Here is a 24281-nt window from a genome sequence, read left to right as displayed (position 1 = left end):
TTACACCTCTTTATTTTTCAATTTTGTTTTAAATTCTTTTGGCATTTTATAAACAACTTTATCTTGTAAACCATATCCAATTTCAACACTGTTTAAGGCATTTGAATAAAGCTTTGAATAATTAGCCAATTCAGAAACTGTTTCTTGTTTTTGAATATAATCAATATATTTTTGAATAGTTAATTCATTTTGTTTTTTAGCTTTTTCATAAATTAAAACTAATTCAGCATTTTCTTTAACGTAATTTTCTCTTTCGTCAGTTATTTTTTGTTTTTCTTGTTCTAAACTATAAGAATTAAATTCAGCAACTGCTTTTTTAATTAGATCTGCATTTTGTTTTTTAGCTTTTTTTAATTTATTGACTTTATTAAATAATTTAGTTTTATGTTTTTCTTCTTTTTCTTCTAGTGATATTAATGAAGCTTCAAATTTTGAAATACTTTGAATGTATTTTTCATATTTTGAATATGCTTCTTTGTTTTCTTTAAACATTTCTGTAATTGCTAAAAGTTTTTCATTTATTTCTTTTTTATTTTTTTCTGATAATTTTGTATTTTTCAAAATTGAATCAATTTTTTTATTTAATTTTTGTGAGTATTTTAATTCATTTAATTTTTGTGAGTATGTCAAGAGCATAAGTCCTAAAGCAACTGCAGCTGTTATAACAAAGATTAGTGCAAGCAATAATTGGTTTGTCAATCCATCAACACCAAGAATATATAAGAAACCTTGTGCTGCACCTGGATTAAGTTGAGCAATACCAATAATACCTGAAATTGTTCCACCCACAAAGGCAGCAATACAACCTACTAAGAAGGGTTTCAACTTCGGTAAATTAGTTGAGTAAATAATGGGTTCTGTAATACCAAATATCCCTCCTGGTATAGCTCCTAATGCCACTCTTCTTTCCATCGGATTTTTAGTTAGCATTGCAACTCCTAAACAGGCTCCTACTTGACCAAATACGGCAATAGTTGCAGCAGGTAAAAATATGCTTGGTTCTTGTTGAGTCATTAACGGAATTAATAATGTCATGTAAACTCCTACGTGCACTCCTGTTAAAACAAGTGGTTGTCAGACCATCGCAAATAAGCCTACACCTATTCCAAGTGGAATGTATCCTAACCCTTTAACAACATATGTCATACCAAATTCGACTAATGATAAGGCAGGTCCAATTACAAATAAAACTGGAACTACTGTTAGAACAACAACTATTGCTGCTCTAAATACAATATCAATTGCTGATGGCATTCATTTTTTTACTCAAATGTCAATATAAACAGCCATTATACCTGCTGCTAGATAAGGTAGAACACTACCTTCATAAGATTTAATGACAATTGGATAATTTGAAATTGAGAATAAGTATCATCCTCTAGAACCGAATTGTGCATCCATTATAAATTTACCAAACTCATATTCTGATGGTTTAGTTATAGCATTTGATTCAGCACCTGTTCCCATAAAAAATCTAGATGCCAATATTAGACCTATTAACATACCATATAATGGGTCACCACCAAAGTATTTTGTTGTGTTATAACAAAAGAACACACCAATTAGTAAAATACCTGTTTTAGATAATACATATAATATTAATGACAGCATATCTGCTTCAATTGTTTTATCTCCACTGCCCAGATCTACTGTTACACCAATAGTATTCAATATTGAATAAATTGCAGCTATTATACCTGCACTCATCAATATAGGAATATTGGGTGCCATAATACCCGCAATAGCGGCAAATATTTTTTGTGACAAAGTTGAATATGCAACTTCTTCAGTACCTTCTGATGCTGTTTCAACTTGAATATTATCAAGTTTTAAAATTTCGTCTTTAACTTTGTAACATTCACCACCGATAATAACTTGTAATTCTGAGCCATTTCAGTTGATTCCTTTTACAATAGAATTTTTTTCTATTTGAGCTGAATCAACAAGGTCCTTATTTTTAATTTTGAATCTAAGTCTTGTCATGCAGTTATAAACTTCAGAGAAGTTTTGTCTACCACCAACTAGTTCAATGAACTCTTTGGCTGTTTTTGTATATTTACTTTCAAACTTAATAACGTCTTCATTTTCATTATCGATTTTAGCTTTTTCCTTTTTGTCAGATGTTACCTCAAAAACACAAATCAATTCGCCTTTTTTATAAGTTCCCTCTTCAAAGTTTTTAATTTTTAATTTTTTATCTGCACTTGTAAAAATTATAGGTGTCTCTGTTGAAAGGTTATTTTCTCTAACTGATTTTAAATCAACTGAAAAAATTTGATCACCTAACTTTACAGGCATATTTTGTTGTAAATTAGTTTTGAACGGTTTTCCATTTAAATTAACAGTGTCTATTCCACAGTGAATTAAAAACTCACAACCTTGAACTTCAAAACCATATGCATGTTTTGTCTCGAAAATCATTGTACATATTGCATTTTCAAATGGAGATGCGAAAACATTATTCTTGGGTTCAATAACGATTCCGTCACCTAACATTTTTTCTGCAAAAGTTGGATCACTGCATTTTTGCATAGATTTAACTTCACAATTTACGGGAGCATATATTTTTATTTCCATATTTTTATTTCCTTTCAATAATATTTTCCAATTTCTTGGACCATTTTAGAGAATGCAAAAAAAAAAAAAAAACAAGTCTTACTTTCTGTAAAGTACTTGCCTATATTAATATTTATTATAATACCAATTTATTTGCTATTTCATGGCACATCATCATAACAGACAAATTTCTATTAATGAAAGAATGATCCTGACTAAATTGTATTTGTTCACATTCAAATTTAACTTTATTTTTTTGTTTTTCACTAATAACTAAAAAGTTTTTAATTTGTTTTTTATTTTTATTTATTTCTTTCAAAAATATTTCCAAAGTTTCATTATCTCTTCCAGAGAAAAAAATAATGTTAACAGATGGCTTTGAAATTTTTGTGTTAGCAAACAAAACATTTTGATAAAGTATTTTAGAGTCTATGTCAAATGACAGTAGTAATTTATTCAATAAGCTAACAGACTCTTCAAGCTGATAAGAGCAAAAAATATTAACTTGTACATTCTTTACTTTAATTGCTTTGCATAACTGATCAATAAATTTATCCTGCAATGATATCCATTCTATTAAGCTAGAAAAATTCTTATTTTTTTTAGATATCTTTTTTGCAAAAAAAGAATCATGATCTTCTTTTAAAATGAATATCATTTCTCTATATCCAGAAAACCCCAAGTATTTACTAAACTTTGTGACAGTCGATTCACTCACAAAACATTCTTTAGCTAATTCCTTTGATTTTTTAAAATTTCCATTTCTAATTGATGCTAATAAGCTTACTGACATATTTTTATAAGCTGAATCAACATAACCCTTTGATAAATACTCTAATTTTTCGTAAAAATTTTCCATAATACTCCTTAAAAATAAATTTTAGATTAGTAAAGTTGTTTACTAAAAAATGTTTTTTACACATTTCATTAAATTAAAACTTATATTTAATTATATACAAAGAGGTTAACATATGAAAATACTAAAAGAAAAAGATTACGAAAGCATGACCAATAAAACAATTGAAGTTTTTATAGACGTACTTGAAAAAAATAAGCATAAAGAACGAATAAATGTTTCTGTTACTGGGGGTAATAGTCCAAAGCTGTTCTATGCAAAAATAATAAGCATTTTAAATCAGCTTACATATTTAGACAAAATACATTTCTATAACTTTGACGAAGTACCTTTCAGAAATGATCTTTCAACAGGTATTACAAGTAAAGATTTGGAAGAACTGCTTTTCAGTAAAGCAAAAATCAAGCAAGAAAATATTCATAGATTAAATGTTCTAAATTATAAAGAACATATGGATAAATTATATAAAGATGGTGGTCTAGACTTAGTTCTTTTAGGAATTGGGATTGATGGTCATTTTTGTGGAAACATGTCTGGTGTTACAAAATTTGGCGACAAAACAAGACTTATAAATAACTCTGATTTAGAAGGCAATATAAGTGTTCCAAAATTGGATATGAAATTATTTCATGATCAGTTCGTAACAATGGGCCCTAGAGATATTATGGCTGCTAGAAATATAATTATGATTGCAAACGGAAAAGGAAAAGCTGAGGTTATTGATCAAATTATTAATGGTCCAATTATTGAAAAAGTTCCTTCAACAATTTTAACACTGCATCCATTCTTTACTCTTATTCTAGACGAAGAAGCAAACAGCATTGCAAATGCATAAAGAAAACAAACCAATTAAGGTTTGTTTTATTTTTCAAAAATATTAATCTCTTGGTTTTAACTGTGGGAATAATAATACATCTTTAATTGATTCAGAATTTGTTAATAACATTACAAGTCTATCGATTCCAAATCCAATACCTGCAGTTGGTGGCATTGCATGTTCCAACGCTTCAATAAAGTCAATGTCCATTTCAGTTGCTTCATCATTTCCTGCTGCAGCTTCTTTAATTTGTTCATTAAATCTTTCATATTGATCAATTGGATCATTTAATTCACTAAATGCATTTGCATATTCTCTTCCGACAATAAACAACTCAAAACGATCAGTAAATCTTGAATCTTCAGCATTTGATTTAGATAAAGGTGATATTTCTTTTGGATGTCCATAAACAAAAGTTGGTTCAATAATTGTAGCCTCAACAAATTCTTCATAGAATAGATTAATAATATGCCCAACTGTATAATTGTGTTTTTCAACATGCACATTATGTTTTTTAGCTAATTCTAAAGCTTCTTCAACAGTCATTTCTTTTCAGAAATCTACTCCTGTCACTTGCTTAATTCCATCAACCATATGTAAGCGTTTAAATGGTTTTGATAAATCCAATTTATGCCCGCCATATTCTATAACTGATGATTCGTTAACAACAGCATTACATTTTCTGAACACTTCTTCAGTTAAGTCCATTAAGAAGAACATATCTTCATAGGCAACATATAATTCTAAAGATGTAAATTCTGGATTGTGTCTTGTGCTCATTCCTTCATTTCTGAATATTCTTCCTATTTCATAAACACCATCAAATCCACCTACAATTAATCTTTTTAAATGAAGTTCAGTTGCTATTCTTAAATATACATCAACATCAAGCGCGTTGTAATGTGTAATAAATGGTTTAGCGGCTGCCCCACCTTTTACACTATGTAAAATAGGAGTTTCAACTTCCATGTATCCACGTTCATCAAGAATTTGTTGCATAGTTCTAATAATTTTGGTTCTTGCTTGGAATACTCTTTTTGATTCTGGATTTGTAATTAAATCAACATATCTTCTTCTGTATTTTTCTTCAATGTCTTGAATACCAGCGTGTTTATCTGGTAAAGGTCTTAAAGCTTTTGATAATAAAGTATATTCTTTTGCTCTTAATGAAAGTTCACCATGGTTTGTTTTCATCATGATTCCTTTAAACCCAACAATATCTCCAAGATCTAGTTCTCTGAAGTTAGAAAATGCTGCTTCGCCAATTTCGTCTTGCCTTACATAAACTTGAATATCTGAATCTTGATCTTCAATATTTAAGAATGCTGCTTTGTTACCAGCCTCACGATAAAGTTTAATTCTTCCTGCAATACTGATTTCTGGTTGTTCTAAAGTTGTTAACTCATCTTTTTCATAACCTTTGTATAAATCAATTAATTGTTTTAATGAATGCGTTCTCACATACTTACTTACTTCATAAGGGTTAGTATTATTTTCAATTAATTTTTCAAGTTTAGCTCTACGAACTAATTCTTGTTCACTAAATTTTCTTTCTGACATTTTATACCTCTTTATACTTTTCTATGATATCTTCTAAATCACTAAATGTGTTAATTTTATTTGCTTCTTCTTTTAACTGATTTAAAATTTCTGTTTTTGGCAATACTGCAAAATATCAAGTTAAATGTTTTCTGAATTCTCTAATTGCACTACCTTCGTCTTGCTTATAATCTATTAACATTTTAGCATGCTTCAATACTGTTTCTTTTCATTCTTCAAAACTTGGCTTAGCTAATTCTTCACCAGTTTCTAAATAATGAGCTATTTCTCTGAATATTCAAGGATTACCTTGACAACCTCTTGAAATCATAACTGCATCACAACCAGTTAAGTCTAGCATTGCTTTTGCACTCGGACCATCAATAACATCTCCATTACCAATAACTGGGATATTAACAGCTTCTTTAACCTCTTTAATTTTTTCTCAATCTGCGTGACCTGAATAAAACTCACTTCTAGTTCTTCCATGAACTGTTATTGCACTAGCACCAGCTTTTTCAATTAACTTTGACACTTCAACAGCATTTACACTTTCTTTGTCTCAACCCAATCTAATTTTTGCTGTAACTGGTTTTGATGTATTTTCAACAACCGCTTTAACAATATCATAAATTAATTCAGGAGTTTTTAATAAACTTGAACCACTAGCTGATCTAACAGCCACTTTTGGTGCTGGACAACCAATATTTAAATCAATAATGTCACAATCAACATTTTCATCAATTCACTTAGTTGCAAGAATAAAAGATTCAACATCATTTCCAAAAATTTGCATACTCATTGGGTGTTCTTGCTTTTCAACAGCTAACATACTAAAAGTTTTTTTATTGTTGTGAGTCATCCCTTCAACAGAAACCATTTCAGCACATACTAAATTTGCGCCTTTTTCTTTTGATATTAGTCGAAATGGCGGATTTGAAACACCTGCCATTGGTCCCTGAACTAATTTTCCTTTTATTTCAACATTTCCTATTTTCATTATTAACCCATTCTATTATTGTTTACATATAAATTTTTATTAATTTCTGCAAACTTAACAGAAACTGTTATTCCATCTCCACCAAAAAAATCAGTTAAGTGCTTAACTAATGCTATTCTAGCTTCTTCTGGTCTTGCTAATCAATCAACTTCTACATAAACTCTTTTATTTGTATTTTCGGCAGCATAAATATTTCTATTGTTGTTCATCATTAGAATTGTTTCTGGTTTTGCAGTAATCAAATCAACAAGCTCATTTATTTTTTTTGAGTACTCTTTTATTTGCTCTTCAGTTGTTCCATTAAATTTTAAGATTGGCATAAAATCACTCTTTTCTTTTTTTATTTTAACAAAATAAAAAAAGAACCACAAAGGTTCTTTAACAAATAATTGATTATCCTTTTGAAGATCCACCAACATCACGCTTTGTAAGTCCGTTAATAATTCATTTATTGAAAACAATAAACACAATAATCATTGGTAAAATTGCCATGATTGAAGCTGCCATTTTAACGTTAATTGGATCTTGAGCTTTAAATATCTCTGGATTAACATCACCAGTTAAGTTCATTAAAGCATACAACATCATTGGAATAGTTCTTCAATTTGAGTCTTGATCCATAATTGTTATCGGTCATAAAACTGAGTTTCATGATTCAATGAATGAAATAATGAATGAAGTTAAAATTGTTGCACTAACTGCTGGTAAAGCAATTTTTACGAAATATTGGAAACTTGATAATCCATCAATTTTGGCTGCTCTTTTTAAATCTCTGTTTAACCCGTAAAAAGCATTACTCATTAAATAAATTGTGAATACATTCCCAATGAACGGAACAACTAAAGCTAGCAAGTTATTTTTCCATTGCATTTTAACTGCAATTCAATATCTTCCCAATATTAAAGCTTCTCCAGGAACCATCATAATTGAAAACATAATAATCATAAATACATAATTAAATTTTGTTCTTCAGTTATAGATAGCAAATCCAGCAATGACAGAAACTATTAATGAGAAACCCGTAGACATTAATGCAATAAACAATGAGTTAGTAAAGAATCTGTAAAAAGGAATTGACTTTGTTTGATTGTTTGAATCCAAGTAAGTAAACATATCTTTATAAGCTGTAAGTGTTCAGTGCTTTGGTCATAGAGTTTCTTTAACTCCTGAATCTATTTCTGAATAATCTTTAAATGATGTGATTATCATTCAATAAAATGGGAATAGCATAACTATTAACATAATAAATAAGAATGTATACCCTGAAACATTTGTTCAAATTCTCTTATACCAAACATCACCAGACATTTTTAAAGTTTTATTTTTTACTCTTTTTACATGTCTTAAATAAAAGAAGTGATTTATTTTAACTTTTTTAATTGAAACTTTCAAAAAGCAAGAAAGCATTAAATTCATTCAAAGCCTTTTAAATCAAGATCTTGTTATGATAATTTTTTGCTCTTTTTCATTTCGCTTTATTTCAATATTTAATAAGTCATTTTCATATTTTTCTTTTTGAATAGTTCTTTTTGATTTATTTTCTACTTCAATGATATTAGGGTCGAAATCAATAGATACTACTTCAACAGAATTTACATTTAAGTTATTTTTATTTTTCATATCTGATTCCTATCTATATTTTTTACTTAAGAATTTACTTAATTTTCTATTAACCAATGTTAATACAAGAATAATAGCCATTAATACAATAGCGGCTGCTCCTCCAGTTCCGTATGAAGCAATTCCACCTCCGGCTGCATTAACTCTTGAGAAAATAAAGTATACTGCTGTTTGAGCATCTGATTTAACAGCATCAGCATAAGTTGGGAACAACCCGAATGGCATAAATTTAAATGAACCAATAATACCTGTTGTAATCATGTAAATAATAACTGGCATTATTTGAGGTACTGATATTTTTCAGAACTGTTTTCATCTAGGAACTCCATCAATTGAAGCTGCTTGATACAATCTTTGATCAACTCTTAAAAGAGCTGCAGTAAACATAATTATTTTAAATGGTAGCATTCTTCATACTCCATAAATAATTAACATAATCATTGCATTCTTAGGCTCTTTTCAATCAACAGAATTAAGTCCTATTTTCGATAATAATTGGTTTAGAAGTGAATCTGAACTACTTGCAAAAAGAATTGAAAACGCCATAGCAACGGCTAGTGCTGAAGTTACATATGGTAAGAAAAAAGCTGATTGGAAAAAAGCAAATGCTTTTTTATTTAAAACATTACTTAATGCTTTTGCTGTTCAAAGTGCAATAATAAGTGATATTGGCACTGATACCATAACATAAATTAAGGTATTTCTTAACGCAATAGGAAATTCTTTTGATGGTTCTGTAAATAAGTGAGTAATATTTTTAATGCTTAATAAGAACACACCATTTGCTCCATTAGCGCTTAAACCATATTGGAAAATAATAAATATTGAAAAGTATGAGAATATACATACAAAGAAAATACCGGGTAAAACTCAAATTAATTGGTTGATAAAATCAAATTTACCTTTTTCCATATTTTTTGATTTATTACCTTTAAACACAGCTCCGTATTTAAGAATGAAACCTTTTGATTTTTTAGTTGTTTCTTTTTCTTGTTGTATAACTACTGGAGTTATTGGAGTTGCTTTAGAAGCACCGAATTTATTTTCTTTATTTCACTCTTGAGTTTTAACACTTTTTGATCACTCTTGAGTTTTAGATTTATTTTCAGTGTTTCTATTATTCATATGACACCTCTACCAGGTTAGTTTCTTCGTTAAATAAATATAAGTCTTCTTTTCTTGCATATAAATCAAGTCTTGAGTTATTTTTTAAAGTGTTTCATTCATGTGGTTCAAGAATAATAGTAACTTCTTCATTTGTGTTTAAGCGAACTTTAACATGGTTTTGTTTTCCTAATTGTTCTACAACAACTACGTCACCAGAACCGATGTATACTCTCCCGCTTTTTTTATCTAAAGTCAATCTTTCAGGTCTCACACCTAAAGTTCATTCAGCTTTATCAATATCCAGTTTCTTAAATTTTAAAACCTCATTTGATGGCAAAGTAATTTTTGATTTATTAACCCTAACATTTATAAAGTTAACATTTGGAGTACCAATAAATTTTGCAACAAATTTATTAACTGGTTTGTTATAAATTTCTAGAGGTGTTCCTGATTGTTGCAATACCCCTTTATTCATAACAAAGATTGAATCAGAAATACTCATAGCTTCTTCTTGGTCATGAGTAACAAAGATTGTTGTAATACCAACTTTTTGTTGAAATCTTTTAATTCATTCTCTAGTTGTTAAACGTAATTTAGCATCTAAGTTTGACAAAGGTTCATCCATTAATAATATACTTGGTTTTTTAACAATTGCTCTAGCGATCGCAACACGTTGTTGTTGTCCTCCAGATAATTCACTTGGTTTTTTATTTAATTGAGTTTCAATTTCAACTTGTTTAGCTGTTTCAAAAACTAATTCTCTAATTTTTCTTTTTCTTGAATATATGTTTTTTCTAATTTCTTCTTCAAGTTCTTTTGTTTCAATAGTTTTTGATTTAATTTCTAAATCTTTTTCTATAATATTTGGTAAAGTTAAGAATTTATTTTCTATTGTATTTTCAATTCCTGAAACATTGTTTGCTAATAGTGAATCTACAAGGTATTCTTTTTGAGCAAGGTAATCAGCATAAATATCATTTCCTTCTGAGAAAATTTCAATTTCTGCTCCACTCAATAATTCTTTAATCTCTTTTTCAGCTTTTTCTTTTTGTTTTAAAATTATGTCGTTGTTGTTTTTAAAGTTTAGTATTTCCTCAACTTCTACTTCATAATATTTTGTTAAGTTACTAAAATCAGTTTCTTTTAAATTTGAAAGTAAATCTAAATATTTTGCTTCTAGATTACTTACCATTAATTGTTCAATTGCATTGAATTCAGATATAACAACACTTTCCAAAGCAATTTTAATTTGTTCTTTTATTGAAATGTTTTTAGGCAAAATTTTTGTTTGTTCTTTAATGAATCCATTTATAAGCTTTGTGTTTTGCGAAATATAATCTTTTTTGAATCGTTCAATAATTTTACTAATTTCTTTTAATGTTAATTCAATTTTATTTCCAGCAATAATAGGTTCTTTAATTTTTTCGATAACAGTTGTAAAGTAATCATTAATTTCATCTGCAATAAGAGTTATGTTTTTTTCAATAAAATTTTCTGTAATAGCATTTTTTTCGTTTAAATAATTTTCATATAAATCATTTGAATTATTGCTAAAGATATTTAATTCTAATCCTAACGTTTTCTCTTCTTTTATAATTGATTTCTTAGTTGTTTTACTTGTTTTAATTAATTCATTTAAATGTTTCTTATTTTTTAATAAGTTATTTGAATTAGTAATTGCATAATGCTTAATAGTATTTTTAAATCTCATATCTAAATGATGCATCATAACTGCTTTATAATTATCTGCGATCATTTGTTCAACAGTTGAAGAAATTTCGTTAAACTTAATTTTTAATTTATCGTATAAATAACTAACTAAATGATTTTTTATTATTTTTGTATTTTCTTGATTTGCAAATAAATCTTCAACATAGTTAACAATAGAATCTTTGTGTTCTCTTAAAAATAAATCTTCCAATTGAGAAATTTTATTATTAGTTTGTTTTAAGAAAGATGCTAAGTTTTTAGTGAAATCATTTTGTTGTTTAATTATTAATTCATATCCTTTTGATTCATTTAAAGATTTAAGTCTACTTTTGTATTTGGCATTATCAATTGATAATTCTGATTTAAAATCTTTTGAGTGATATAAAGGATAAGCAATGTTTTTAAATACGCTCATATGTGTGTATAAAGCATAACTTTGGAATACTAGTCCAATATTTCTTTTTTGACTTGATTTATGTGTTACATCAACTCCGTCAAAAAGAATTTGCCCTTTTGTTGTATTAATCAATCCAGCAATAGCATTTAATGCTGTTGTTTTACCACAACCTGATGGTCCCAATAGTGAGACAAGTTCCCCTGAATTTATACTTATATTTAAATCATCTACTGCTAAGAAATTACCATAATCTATTGTTATATTTTTTAATTTAATACTCATTTTCTTTACTTCCTATTTTTTCTTTTTCATTGATATATCTATTTGTTTAAACATATCTGTTCCTGAGTTTTTGTTTATTCAGTAACCAATGCTATAATAATGACCTCTTCTTCCCTCATTAGAAACAAGGTCCTTAAATTTTCTATTTGTCTTTTGACTTAAGTCAGTAACTGTTCCTCTACCAACTGTTGACTTATCAATTGCTGATCTTACTTCTTGGCCAAGCGGATTTGGAGTTGAAGAAACTAATAAAGTTTTCGAACTTAAATCTTCAAGATCACGCTTTAATGTCTTGGGCATTAAGTAATCATCAATCAATCCTGCATTAACCGAGTTAACACTTGCTCTTGAATCAGCTTTTTCATCTTTTCCTGTTCCAACACTTAAAGGTTGAAATACTGACATAACTTGTTCTTTTGTTGCAGTTTGATTAATATGCAAAATGCCTTTAGTCGCTAATTGAATTGATTCGTTATTAATCAATTTATCATCATAATATCGATCTTTATTCTTAAAAGCTGTACTGTTATTAAATGTTCCATTAACATAATTTTGATATACAGCCATCCCTTTTTTAGAAGTTGGCATATAGTTTGTTCTTAATCCAAATTTAGCTGAAACTTGTGGTTGAACCATATATTGTAAAAACTGTGTAACTGTTTTTTCTTTTTCTGCTGCATTTGGCCCGTTCGATTTGAACCAGCAATTCCTGGTCCTTGAGACATAAATGCATTTCCTGTTCCAACTCCCGAAGTTGAAGGCGCAGTTATAATATCTGCATTTTTAACTCCACTATATGTTATATCAATATTTTTATCTGCATTTATTCCTCATTCATTAGGCTTTTGATCATTTATATAAGAATTTTTTGTAAAGTTATATGATCCTGCTGAAGATCCTGCTGCCATAAATGTAGTACCATTTGCAAAATATGTGCTTGTATATATTTTTTTAGGTTCTGAAACACTTGTTGCAAAAACCCCATCTCATTGTTCAGTAAAAACAGAAGAGTTTTTTCAATTTTTATTTGCATAAGCTATATCTCACATACCATCAAGATATTTAAGTGTATTCTCAGATCCTTCTCATTCATTGTTTAAAATAAGTTGAGCTGATTGCTTAGCATACTCAACTGAATAGAAAAAATTATTATCTTTATCAGTTGTGTTGATTATTTCATTACCTGTTTTTGCAGAATAATCCATCAAAAATTTATTAGCTAAACTATCAATAGCAAATGCATAATTTTTATTAATTGATTTATTACCTTGGACAACAACACTTCCAGATTTAGGATTATCTGTTGTTTTTTCTTTTCATGTCGCATCTTTAATTTTCACATCTATTGCATTTTGATTTGGATGAGTTTTAACATATTGATCCAATTTATTATAATCAGATGTAATTTTTAAAACTTTATCAATATCCTTAAAAATTTCTCTTATTCCACTTATTAAATCTACATCAGTTTTACCAGCTAAGTCTTTCGCTCATTTTGCTGGCCCTTCATTTCTTGTAGTTTCAGGAGTAATTTCTAAAATTTTTCTAGATAGACTTTTATTAAAAAAACTGATATCAGAAACTTTACCTTTTGAATTTGTTAAGGCTGCTCTATTATTTTTATTATAATCTTCATAATTGCTTTTAATAGTTTCTGCTGCGTTTTCGTCGTAAATACTTAGATAATCTATAAACAAGTTAACGTTAATTACAGAAACATCAAATGATTTTCCAAAAGGAAGAACAAGTTGTTCATTGTTATATTGCCCTTCTTTTAAGAAAGACGGGGAAATTAAATCATCATTAAAGTTATTTCATGCATCTATGCCTTTTTTATCTTGATCATTACCAATCATAGAAACTTTCATGTCTCTTGTTTTATTTGCTAGCTTTGTACTTTTATATAAAGCTGCTTGGTCAGGATATGAAACATATAAATCAGGAAGATTGTCACCTGATAAAATTGCTGATTGAATTGTACCTGAAGGTTTTCAAACAACTTTTACAGGAACAAAATTTTCATCATTTTCATGGTCCTTATTAAATTGATTTGCTATTTCTCTATATGCATCTTGAATATATGTAGAACCACTACCAATTGATTCTCCAGGTAGCAATAATATAACTTCTTTTTCCGGCTTAACTGTACAAGATACAACACTCATACCTGTTGTAGCCAATATTAATGTCGATGACAAAGTTAATAATAGTTTTTTCATTTTAATTTCCTTCTTTAGCGTTTTAAAAATTTTATATTTTCTTTAGTTCCTACAGGTTTGCTATAGTCCAAAAGAAAACTCTCTCTTATTAGCAAAAATATTATATTATAAATATCTTTTACATATATATCAAAAAAAATGATATATTAATTTTTATTATGTTATGATTATTTAAATTATTTTCTGGTTACTTTTATGTCTTTAAAAAACTCAGATTCATTAGTCAATATTCATTTTTCAACCAAATAATATTGTTTTCTGTTAGTGAACTTATCAAGTATTTCAGAAAATTTAATATCCTTCCAATTTTTTAAATCCATAACTCCATTATTTGGATCTATTGAATTTTTTAATGCTGTTCTGATAAGATCTGTTGACGGTAAAGCTTTTGATGAAACAAGTAAAGTTACATCATCGCTACTATTAAGTTGTTTGATTTCAGATTCTATCTTTGGTTCTAGATATTCTTTTATGAAGCCTGTCATAACTGGACTAACAGTAACCTTAGGATCGGGCTTACCTTTTGAATTTTTTACTTGATAGAAATATTCATTAATATCATCATCTGTTATTACATCATTTGGTCTTTTTTCAATAATTTTTACTGCTTCAACTAAATTTTCTCTTCCTTCTGGCACAATTCCTGTTAAGTTGTTATAACTTCCATTAACATAATTTTTATAAATCTCCATTCCTGATTTAGTAGCCGGAACATAACTAGTTCTTAAAGCAAATCTTGCTGTTGGTTTAGGCTGCATAATATAATTTAAAAATCCTGTTACTGACTTTTCTTTTTGTGCTGCGTTAGGCCCATTGGATTTAAAACCAGCAATACCTCTTCCCTGAGACATGAAAACATGTCTGTTGGTATTATTTTTATTAGTTTTTGGTGCTGTTAAAAGATCTGCTTTTTTATTAGGAGAAAAATATGTTGTTACTATTTCATCTTTTCCATTTATTTTAACTTTATCACCAACTCTTTTTTGTTGTTGCGCAAAATATGGATCATTGGCAGAAGATGCTGAGCCCATAAACATAGTGCCTTTTATAAAGTCACTAGTTATTCATGATTTTATAACAGGAGAATCATATCTGGCTACTGAAAAAACTCCATTTCACTGTTCTGAAAAAGTTGCTGCATCTGTGTTATTATTTGATTTTGCTATTTCTTTCATTCCGTCTAAATATTCTGCTGTTTCCAAAAAGCTAGATGATTTAGTATTAAATTGTATTTTTGTTTGATTTGATTTGTACGTTGAATTATACCAAAAATCATTATTAGGATCTTCAACATCTATTAACTCTTTGCCATCTATATTCGACGATGCATAATCCATAAAAAATTTGTTATCAACTGAATCAATTCCAAAGCCAAAGTTTGTTTTTTGTGTGTAATCTAATCTGTTATCTGCATTTTCATTATTTAATACATCCATTTCTTCCTTGCTTAACGTCTTGCCTTCAAATGTAACTGAATCTCTATTTTGAATTTTTACCTCAATTAAACCTTCTTGCACTATTGCATTCATAAATTTAGTTATTAATAACACGTTATTTGTTGTTGCAAATACATCCTTAATAGCCTTTTGTACATCTCCATTTGATTCACTAAAATCAGATTCAGATTGAGCAGAAACTCCGGCCGTTTTGAGACATGTATCTATTATTATTTTCAAATTATTATAATCAGCTGATGTAATTCCGTAATTGGCAAATGAACTATCTTTTATTACTAATTTATTGCTAAAAATTTGATTGTTAGAAGATTCTGTATCTCCACCTAATTCTAAATTTCTTTTTGATTTATTGAATTGATTAAATTTTTTTTGAAGATTTTTAGCAGCTTCTGTATAACCTTCAACGTGTGAAACAAACTGTATTCAAGTATTGACATTAATTACTGATATATCAAATGATTTTCCAAAAGGTAAAACTATTTGTTTATCTTGATATTTACCTTCATTAATAAATGCTGGTGTTATTAAATCTTCTGTGAATTTTTGAAAACCTTTTTCACCCATGGATACTTCCATATCTCTGACTTGATTTCCAATTTTTGTTCCTAAATATGTTGATGCAGCATCAACATATGAAATATATAAATCAGGTAAGTTATCACCTACCATAATTGAATTATTTAAATAATTAGAATTTTTTCATTGAACTTTTACTGGCACAAAATCTTGTTCATTTCTATGAATCTCATTATAATCATCAGCCATTTCTTGATAAGCACTTACTTTTTCTAAATCACCAGAAGATTGAGTAGCACCTCCAATGATAGCAAAAACAACATCTTTTTCTGGCTTTATTCCACATGAAACAACACTCATACTTGTTGTTCCAATAATTAATAAAGAAGATAGTATCAATAATAGTTTTTTCATTTTATTCTTAACCCTTTTTACTTTGTATTATTTTAATTGTAAATGTTTTTCTAAAGAAATACAAAAAAAAGAACCACTATAGGTTCATTTTCTATGATCACTCAATAGTTTTCGGATCTGCTGGTTTTGAGTTTTTCTCTAAACTATCAATTAATCCATTTTTAATGTGAATTACTGTATTAGCAATTTTCGCAATGTTAGGGTTATGAGTAACAACAACAACTGTTGTTTTTTGTTCGCGGTTAACTTTTACTAAAATTTCTAAAACTTTACGTCCCATTTCTTCATCCAATGCACCTGTTGGTTCATCAGCAAATAAAATTTCTGGGTTTTTAGCTAATGCTCTTGCGATAGAAACCCTTTGTTGTTGACCCCCTGACATTTGGTGAGGATATTTATTCATTTGTTCTTTCATTCCAATTGTTTCAAAAATTTCTTCAATGCTCATACCTTGCTTATTTTTGTTTGCAAGGTTTTGACCAACTTCAGCATTTTCTTTAGAAGTTAGGTTTGTTAAAAGGTTGTATTGTTGAAAAATAAATCCAACGTTTCTTCTTCTGAATTTTGTTAAGTGTGAATCTTTTAATAGTGATAAGTTTGAACCTAAAATAAATACATCACCTTCGGTAGCTTTATCTAAACCTGAAATAACATTTAAAAAAGTTGTTTTTCCTGATCCAGATGGCCCTAAAATGACAATGAAATCACCTTTATCTAGTTTAACATCAATGCCTTTTAAAATAGGTGTTTCTAAATCTCCTGTAATATAAGATTTTTTAACATCTTTTAATTCTATGATGTGTTCTAATGTGTTAGGATGACAATTTGTTGTTGTTACAATTGCTCCCTCACTTAAAATTTCTTTAGAATATTTGTTTGTTAATTGTTTTTGGTATTTATTTTTTTGTTTTAAACCTTTAACACCTTTATCAAAGTTAATTTTAGGTTCTAATTCAATAAATTCTCGTTTAGCTTCTGATTCAGCTGTTACTTCAAAAACTTCAGCCTCTTTAACTTCAACTGTATTTGCTTCTTTAAATTTTTTATCTTTTTTTGATAAAACTTTAGTTTCGTCAACTTCTGGTTTTTGTTCTGGTGATTTTTCAGCTTCTACTTTTTCTTTTTTTGAAGATACTTTTTTAGCTTCAGCCTGTTTTTCTTGTTCAGCTTTTACAGCAGCTAATCTTTTTGCTTCGTCAGCAATTTTTTTGTCATTAATTAATTTTTCTGCTTTGGCTAGTTTTTCTGCTTTTTCATTTTCTAAAGCTATTCTTTTTGCTTCAGCTTGTTCTGCTTTTTTAGCTGCTTTTTCAGCCTTAACTTGTTCAGCTGCTATTCTTTTTGCTTCAGCTTCTTTTTGAGCGTTAGCTAATTTTTCTGCTTTTTCATTTTCTAAAGCTAATCTTTTTGCTTCAGCTTCAGTTTCTTGTTTAATTTTCAATTCATTTGCTTGTTTTTCTAAAAGAACTCTTTCTTTTTCCAATTGTATTTGTTCTTTATAAATTAATTTAGCTTGTTTTTTATTTTCTTTTTTAGACTTTTTATCTTCAGCTAATTTTTGTTTAATTATTTCTTTTTTGTTTAACTTTTCAATTAATTTTTCTTCTTTTTTACTTAAAGTTTTTTCTGCTTTTGGAGCGACTTTATGTTCTGCAACTTTTTTTGGAGTAGGTTTTTTAGTTGCTTCTTTTTTATCTACTGGATTTGCTTCAGCAACTTTAACTTCTTCAACTTTAGTCTCTGCAACTTTTTTTGGAGCAACTTTTTTATTTGAAGAATTATTTGTTGAATTTATAGCTTGTTTGTATTTATCAACTATTTCTTTGTTGTATGCAGCTTCAGCTTTAACTTGAGTTGCTTTTTGCGTATTAACAGTTTTTGTATTTTCTGCTTTTGATCAAGTATTAGAGCTAGCATTTTTTTTATTATTTGCCATTATCTATTCCTTTTCTTTCCTTAAAAATTTTAAAATGTTAAAACAATATCTTTATGATTTTATCATTAATAGAAAAAAACAAAAAGATTTTGGTCTAATAAATTAACTTTACCTTTTGCTTTTATTAAATTAAATCTTTAAGTTCTTCATTTTTAACAATATATTCTTTGTTACAAAAATCACAAATAACTTGAACATCTTCCTTGTTTTTTATTAACTCTTCAATGTCGTCTTTACCTAGTAATTTAACTGAATCTAATATCTTTTTGTCGTTGCATGTACATTCAAAAATAATTTCTTTACTTTCTAAAATTGTTGCATCTTCAAAAATTTCTTTAATTACTTCATAATAATTTGTTGATTTCATTAAAATCTCACATATAAAGTTAGTGTTTCCCAATTTTGATTCCAATAATTCAATATCTTCTTGTGTGTGTTCTGGTAGTAATTGAATTAATATTCCAACAACTTTTTGTACTTTTAAATCGTCATCTAATTTTACATCACTTGTTAAAAGTGAACCAACCTGATTACTATCTCTTAAAAAATCCATTCAAATATGATCCATATTAGGTGAATCTGTGTTTATTGTTGAAACATAAGGTTCTTTTAAACCCATGTCTCTACTATTTAAAAGCTGTCCTTGTGTTCCTACTGTTGCAAAAACAGGGTTATTACTTAATCGTGGTATATATTCTTTGATTTCAAAATCTTTAACTTGAGCATATGCTCTAACTTTATTGTTTTGAAATTCTGCAATCATTTTTTTAACTGCTCCATTATTTGAAATGTAATTAGAATTAATTTTTGCAAGCTCTTTATTATCTAATGAAATCAATGTATTACCAACAGTAAATTTTGATAAAGCAATACTTATAAAGGGGTTTGTTTGTTGCAAATTACAAATTTCTCTCATACTTTCACTAATATCAACTATTGCTATTTTTGCATTATGTTTATGGCTTATTGCTCTTATTTGTAAATCCATTTTGTTATCTCCTATACATTTTTAAATTTTACATTATTTCTTTAATAAATAAACAATTATGTTTTCTCTACGACAAGAATAGATTTTTTATATATGAATTTGTATTATAATTTTATATAGTAATCACTTAAGTGAACTTGGAGGAAAAATGTTAGACATAAATTTTATTGAAAGTAATTTAGTTAAAGTTAAAGAACAACTAAATAAAAGAAGCGGTGAGTACACATTGATTCTTGATGAAGCTGTTGAATTAAATATTCAAAGAAAATCAATTTTAAAGGAAGTTGAAAATTTAAAAGCAAATAAAAATAATTTATCAAAACAAGTTGGTGAATTAATGAGAAACAAGCAAGTTGAAGAAGCTAACAAAATTAAAAATGATGTAGCATCTATTAATACAAAAATTGATACACTTGATGAAAAATTAAAAGAAGTTCAAGAAGAATTAACAATTAAATTACAAAACATTCCTAACATCCCTAATGATGATATGCCTGTTGGTAATGACGACAATGATAATGTCGAAGTAAGAGTTTGAGGAAATGAATTTGTTAAAAACCATGATACAGCTCACTGAGATATTGCTGACAAACTAAAATTAGTTGATTTTGAAGCAGGACCTAAACTAAGCGGTTCAAGATTTGTTGTTTATACTGGTTTAGGATCTAAGTTAGTTAGAAGTCTAGCAAATGTTATTTTAGACTTACATACAAGCAAAGGCTACAAGGAAATTACTGTTCCTCTTCTTGTTAATCCACAGGCAATGTATGGAACAGGACAATTACCTAAATTTAAGGAAGACGCGTATATCACAGCAAATGATCAATACTTAATTCCAACAGGTGAAGTTCCATTAACTAATTTACATGCTGGTGAAATCTTAGATGCAAATCAATTGCCAATTCACTATACAACATATTCTCAATGTTTTAGACAAGAAGCAGGTAGTGCTGGTAGAGATACAAAAGGTTTAATTAGACTACACCAATTTAATAAGGTTGAATTAGTTAAACTAACTGATCAAGAATCAAGTGAAATTGAGTTACAAACAATGGTTAAAGATGCAGAGGCTGTTCTTCAATTATTTAATTTACCATACCGTGTAGTTGAATTATGTACAGGAGATGTTGGGTTTAGTTCAACAAAAACTTATGATTTAGAAGTTTGATTTCCTGAGCAAAATAAATATCGTGAAATTTCAAGTTGTTCAAACTGTACAGATTTCCAAGCTAGAAATATGCAAACAAGATATCGTGACGCAAATGGGGAAGTAAAATTAGTTCATACATTAAATGGTTCTGGAGTTGCTATTGACAGATTAATTGCAGCAATTTTAGAGAATTATTGAGACGGTGAAAAATTAATTATTCCGACAGTACTTAAGCCCTACTTTGGGAATCAAGAATTCATAAAATAAAAATCGCTTAACTGCGTTTTTTATTTTGTTTTTTCACTTTTTGTTTTTTTCCTTTACAATTATTTTTAAACACATAATCAAGTAGAAAGGTTAAAAAAATGAACATCAAAAAAACTAAAACTAAAACGTTTGAATTTTTAACTCTTTTTGTAATGGTTATTGGAACTGTAATTGGTTCTGGTATATATATGAAAAACAGTGAATTATTAGATCAAACAAACAACCCAATTATTGCTTTAATTCTTTGATCATTTGTTGGAGTTGTATGTATTATGTCAATGATTGTTTTTATTGAGATTTCTTCTTCAACAAAACATTTTGGAAATGGTACATTAGGTAATTGAGCAAAAATATTTATCAATAGAAAAACAGCATCATTTTTTTCAATTATGTATGGATGAGTTTATATTCCTAGTACACAAAGCGTATTTGTTGCTGGTGCTGTTAACTATCTGCTTTTAGCTATTGGTGCTCCAATTACACCTTATCAACAATTAATTATTTATTTATTAGTTGGATTTAGTATATTTATAACTTGTACGATTTTATCTATTTATAAAAGATTCATTAATAGAAGAATACAAATAATTGGGATTTTAATAAAATTTTTACCTCTACTAATAGCATTTATTGCAGGTTTTATTTTAATTGATAAAACTGGTGGGACAAGCGCTATGTGACCTACAGATCATAATAAATATGGTTGATCTCCTTTACTTTTCTTAGGTGGATTTGGTGGTATATTATTTGCATTTGATGGATATGTTTATATTGCTAATGCACAGAAAACAGCTACACACAAAGATGTTGTTCCAAAAGCATTATTTGCTGGAATGATATTTGTTGCAATATTTTATGTATTAATGGCACTCTCATTATTTATGGGTTCACCAGACGGTTCAATTGTTAAGCTATTTGAAAAAATGTTAGGTGGAAAAGATAGTAATGCTGCTAGAATTATTTCAAACTTAATTTTAATGACTATTTGTCTATTAGGTTCAAGCATATTTGTTGATATTGCTATTGTTGATTTAGCTTCTGATGCTAACAACAAAACTATTTATACAAAAAAAAGAAGTATGTCTTACAAAGAAGCTGGAATAATCCAATTGTTTATTTTTATGGTTGCTTATACTTTCTTAATAACTATAGGTATTTGCACAACAAGAGAAGGCTGAGATGGATTGTCTTCAGTTGCAGGTTCTGGAAAAGTAGTTTCAATAGAAGCATTGTTAAATAAACCAGCTGATTATATTAATTGATTTTCTTCAGGGACAAGCGCGCTTGTCTTTATAATGGTATTGGCAGTTATGATCGCTGGTGTTGTAAACAGATTTACAAAGAAAGTTAAAGTTGAACAAACAAAACTATTTATGATTTGTGGAATTATTTCATCTTTCTTTATGACTATTTTTATTTTCTTTGGAATATTTGCTTTTATATGAGAGCCAAAAAATATTGCAGAAGGGAATTGAAAAATAACTAGTTCAGGAATGTGATTCTTAATTATCTTAGTTATTTCACTTACTATTAATGTAGTAGTCTTTTTAATTCAGGAATATAAATTTAAAAAAGATCCTTATGTTGATGGTTGAGATGGTGAAATTAACCCAGATGTTAAAGTTGAAGATAATTTAAGTATTGTTGCTGATATTAAAGCTTTAAAACAAAAAATTTTTAACAAAAAGTAACACAATGAATGATTAATGAGCACTTTGATGCTCTTTTTTTATATAATCTTTTTACTTATTAACGAGAAAGGATAAAAAATGAAAAATGATTTTAAAATAAAAAATCTTTTTAGAAAAAACAAAAGTGTTCCAAATGAGCAAGAAAAAAAACAATTTAAAATGCTTTCGGCTTTTACTATTCTTTTATTAATTATTGCATTCATCATTTTCATAAGTTGAATTCTAAAGTGAAGTGGTACAACAGTACATATTAGTGAAGCAAACGATGAGCTTGGAAATAAAATTCCAGCTCATGACGAAAAAATTGTTGCGCTTGGTATATTTGATTTATTTTTAGCACCTATTAATGGATTTGTTAATGGCGCTGAAATAATTGTATTCTTAGTTGCGCTTGGTGGTTTTTTAAATATAGTTATTTGCTCTAAAGCTCTTGAAGGTTTTTCACAAAATATAACAACAGCTTTAAAAGGAAAAGAAATATGAGCAATTATTCCATTAATGATTTTCTTTTCGATTATCGGTAGTACAGAAGGAATGGCAGAAGAGTCTTTAGGGTTTTATATGATTTGTATTCCACTTATGATGGCTGCTGGTTTTGATAAACTAACTGGATTTATGATAGTTTTACTTGGAGCTGGAGTTGGGGTTATGAACTCAACAGTTAACCCTTTTGCTGTTGGAATTGCAGTAGACACAATTCAACAGCAAAATTCAGGAATAGAAACATCTGTTGGTGATGGTTTAGTTTGAAGGCTTATTTCTTGATTTATTATGACTTTTACTGCTATATCATTCGTTATGTGATATTCTTGAAAAGTTAAACTGAATCCACAAAAATCAATTGTTTTTAAAACTTTGGAAGAAGATAAAAAATTTTTTTTAAGTGAAGCTGCAGATAAAATTGAAATGAACTGAAAAAGAAAATTAACATTAACGATTTTTGCTTTAACTTTTATATTAATGATTTTTTATATGATCGGTTGAGATAGCATTTTAGGATTTAAAAATGATAAATTGGATGAAAGTACATGAGGACCTTTTTATAAATTTGATTTATGAATAAAAGAAAACCTACCTTACTTATCAAGTCAAGCAGAAGGATTTGGAAATGGTGGATTTATTGTTGTTTCTGCAATGTTTTTAGTCTCTGCAATAGTTCTTGGTTTTGTTAACGGACTTGGAGAAGATGGATTCTTAGATCAATTCATGATAGGTGCCAAAGATTTATTTGGTGTTTGTCTAGTTATCGCTGTTGCTGGTGGGATTGGATGATCACTGGAAAAATCATTAATACAACAATTAGTTGTATCTGGCTTAGCTAGTTCAATTGGTGGGATTAATTCTTCTATTGGAATTCTGATAGTACTATTTATATTATTTATTCCACTATCATTATTTATTCCTTCTACTTCAGGATTCGCAAAAGCAATTTTTCCATTGCTTGCATCAACTGGTGGTATCATTACAAAAGATCCTGAGGTGCTAGCTAGTGGGTCTGTTACTGCATTTGTTATGGCTAATGGGTTTATTAATTTATTTACTCCTACCTCAGGTATTATAATGGCTGCTATGGGGATTGCAAAAATAGATTATCCTAAATTTATTAAACTAATGTGACCTATACTAACAATATTACTTATCTTATCAATAGTTATGATTTCAATTGGTGGAGCTATTGGTGGTAATATTGCTTAATTCAATTAGATTCTTCGGAATCTTTTTTTATTGTTAAAATAGTATAATAAGTAATAAAGACAGG

Annotated in this window: 17 protein-coding genes; 4 read left to right on the top strand and 13 right to left on the bottom strand. The window is 28.1% G+C overall.

Annotated elements, in window-relative coordinates; all coding sequences use genetic code 4:
* Together MENTO_RS00155 and MENTO_RS00150 are read right to left on the bottom strand one after the other, a co-directional pair.
* Positions 1-2577 carry a glucose PTS transporter subunit IIA gene (locus MENTO_RS00155; protein WP_099650893.1) on the bottom strand — a complete coding sequence of 859 codons (2577 nt, stop codon included), beginning with the start codon at positions 2575-2577 and terminating at the stop codon, positions 1-3.
* A 115-nt stretch (positions 2578-2692) separates the two neighbouring features.
* Positions 2693-3415 carry a MurR/RpiR family transcriptional regulator gene (locus MENTO_RS00150; protein WP_099650892.1) on the bottom strand — a complete coding sequence of 241 codons (723 nt, stop codon included), beginning with the start codon at positions 3413-3415 and terminating at the stop codon, positions 2693-2695.
* A gap of 112 nt (positions 3416-3527) precedes the next feature.
* Here MENTO_RS00150 and MENTO_RS00145 point away from each other — a divergent pair, with 112 nt between their 5' ends.
* Entirely contained in the window at positions 3528-4247 is a 720-nt protein-coding gene (locus MENTO_RS00145; RefSeq protein ID WP_099650891.1) for a glucosamine-6-phosphate deaminase, read from the top strand.
* Positions 4248-4289: 42 nt separating this feature from the next.
* On the opposite strand, the gene lysS is transcribed toward MENTO_RS00145, so the two are convergent.
* The 11 genes from lysS to MENTO_RS00090 all read right to left on the bottom strand — a co-directional run bounded on the left by lysS (position 4290) and on the right by MENTO_RS00090 (position 19414).
* Positions 4290-5789 carry a lysine--tRNA ligase gene (gene lysS, locus MENTO_RS00140; RefSeq protein ID WP_099650890.1) on the bottom strand — a complete coding sequence of 500 codons (1500 nt, stop codon included), beginning with the start codon at positions 5787-5789 and terminating at the stop codon, positions 4290-4292.
* A 1-nt stretch (position 5790) separates the two neighbouring features.
* Complete coding sequence (gene dusB / locus MENTO_RS00135; protein WP_099650889.1) at positions 5791-6768, bottom strand: tRNA dihydrouridine synthase DusB; 978 nt, start codon at positions 6766-6768, stop codon at positions 5791-5793.
* Positions 6769-6770: 2 nt separating this feature from the next.
* Complete coding sequence (locus MENTO_RS00130) at positions 6771-7088, bottom strand: DUF1904 family protein (protein ID WP_099651519.1); 318 nt, start codon at positions 7086-7088, stop codon at positions 6771-6773.
* Between the two features lie 73 nt (positions 7089-7161).
* Positions 7162-8388 carry a carbohydrate ABC transporter permease gene (locus tag MENTO_RS00125; protein WP_099650888.1) on the bottom strand — a complete coding sequence of 409 codons (1227 nt, stop codon included), beginning with the start codon at positions 8386-8388 and terminating at the stop codon, positions 7162-7164.
* Between the two features lie 9 nt (positions 8389-8397).
* Complete coding sequence (locus tag MENTO_RS00120) at positions 8398-9513, bottom strand: carbohydrate ABC transporter permease (protein ID WP_167372660.1); 1116 nt, start codon at positions 9511-9513, stop codon at positions 8398-8400.
* Entirely contained in the window at positions 9506-11884 is a 2379-nt protein-coding gene (locus MENTO_RS03945; protein WP_099650887.1) for an ATP-binding cassette domain-containing protein, read from the bottom strand. Before MENTO_RS03945 ends, MENTO_RS00120 begins: the two co-directional genes overlap by 8 nt.
* A gap of 12 nt (positions 11885-11896) precedes the next feature.
* The gene (locus tag MENTO_RS00110; RefSeq protein WP_157769387.1) at positions 11897-12520 is read right to left on the bottom strand and encodes a hypothetical protein; all 624 of its coding nucleotides are present in this window, start codon (positions 12518-12520) and stop codon (positions 11897-11899) included.
* Positions 12484-14103 (bottom strand): hypothetical protein, encoded by a 1620-nt coding sequence (locus tag MENTO_RS00105; protein WP_099650885.1) that lies wholly within the window; start codon positions 14101-14103, stop codon positions 12484-12486. The genes MENTO_RS00110 and MENTO_RS00105 overlap by 37 nt, the downstream gene beginning before the upstream one ends.
* Positions 14104-14279: 176 nt before the next feature.
* Positions 14280-16490, bottom strand: a complete 2211-nt coding sequence (locus tag MENTO_RS00100; RefSeq protein WP_099650884.1) for a type 2 periplasmic-binding domain-containing protein — start codon at positions 16488-16490, stop codon at positions 14280-14282.
* 91 nt (positions 16491-16581) lie between these two features.
* Positions 16582-17448: an ABC transporter ATP-binding protein gene (locus MENTO_RS03975; RefSeq protein WP_407657520.1), complete on the bottom strand. Its 867-nt coding sequence runs from the start codon at positions 17446-17448 to the stop codon at positions 16582-16584.
* Between the two features lie 1102 nt (positions 17449-18550).
* Positions 18551-19414 carry an Hsp33 family molecular chaperone HslO gene (locus MENTO_RS00090; RefSeq protein ID WP_099650882.1) on the bottom strand — a complete coding sequence of 288 codons (864 nt, stop codon included), beginning with the start codon at positions 19412-19414 and terminating at the stop codon, positions 18551-18553.
* A 148-nt stretch (positions 19415-19562) separates the two neighbouring features.
* Here MENTO_RS00090 and serS point away from each other — a divergent pair, with 148 nt between their 5' ends.
* The 3 genes from serS (at position 19563) to MENTO_RS00075 (ending at position 24217) form a co-directional block, all read left to right on the top strand.
* On the top strand, positions 19563-20831 hold the full coding sequence (gene serS / locus MENTO_RS00085) for a serine--tRNA ligase (protein ID WP_099650881.1): 1269 nt from the start codon (positions 19563-19565) through the stop codon (positions 20829-20831).
* 98 nt (positions 20832-20929) lie between these two features.
* A complete protein-coding gene (locus tag MENTO_RS00080; RefSeq protein ID WP_099650880.1) occupies positions 20930-22522 on the top strand; it encodes an APC family permease in 1593 nt (530 codons plus the stop codon).
* 78 nt (positions 22523-22600) lie between these two features.
* Positions 22601-24217 carry a YfcC family protein gene (locus tag MENTO_RS00075; RefSeq protein WP_099650879.1) on the top strand — a complete coding sequence of 539 codons (1617 nt, stop codon included), beginning with the start codon at positions 22601-22603 and terminating at the stop codon, positions 24215-24217.
* Positions 24218-24281 lie beyond the last annotated feature (64 nt).

It is taken from the genome of Mesoplasma entomophilum (genome assembly GCF_002804125.1).
Taxonomy (GTDB): Bacteria; Bacillota_I; Bacilli_A; order Mycoplasmatales; family Mycoplasmataceae; genus Mesoplasma; species Mesoplasma entomophilum.
Note: the sequence above shows the minus strand (reverse complement) of the source record. Positions and strands in the feature narration are given on the sequence as shown.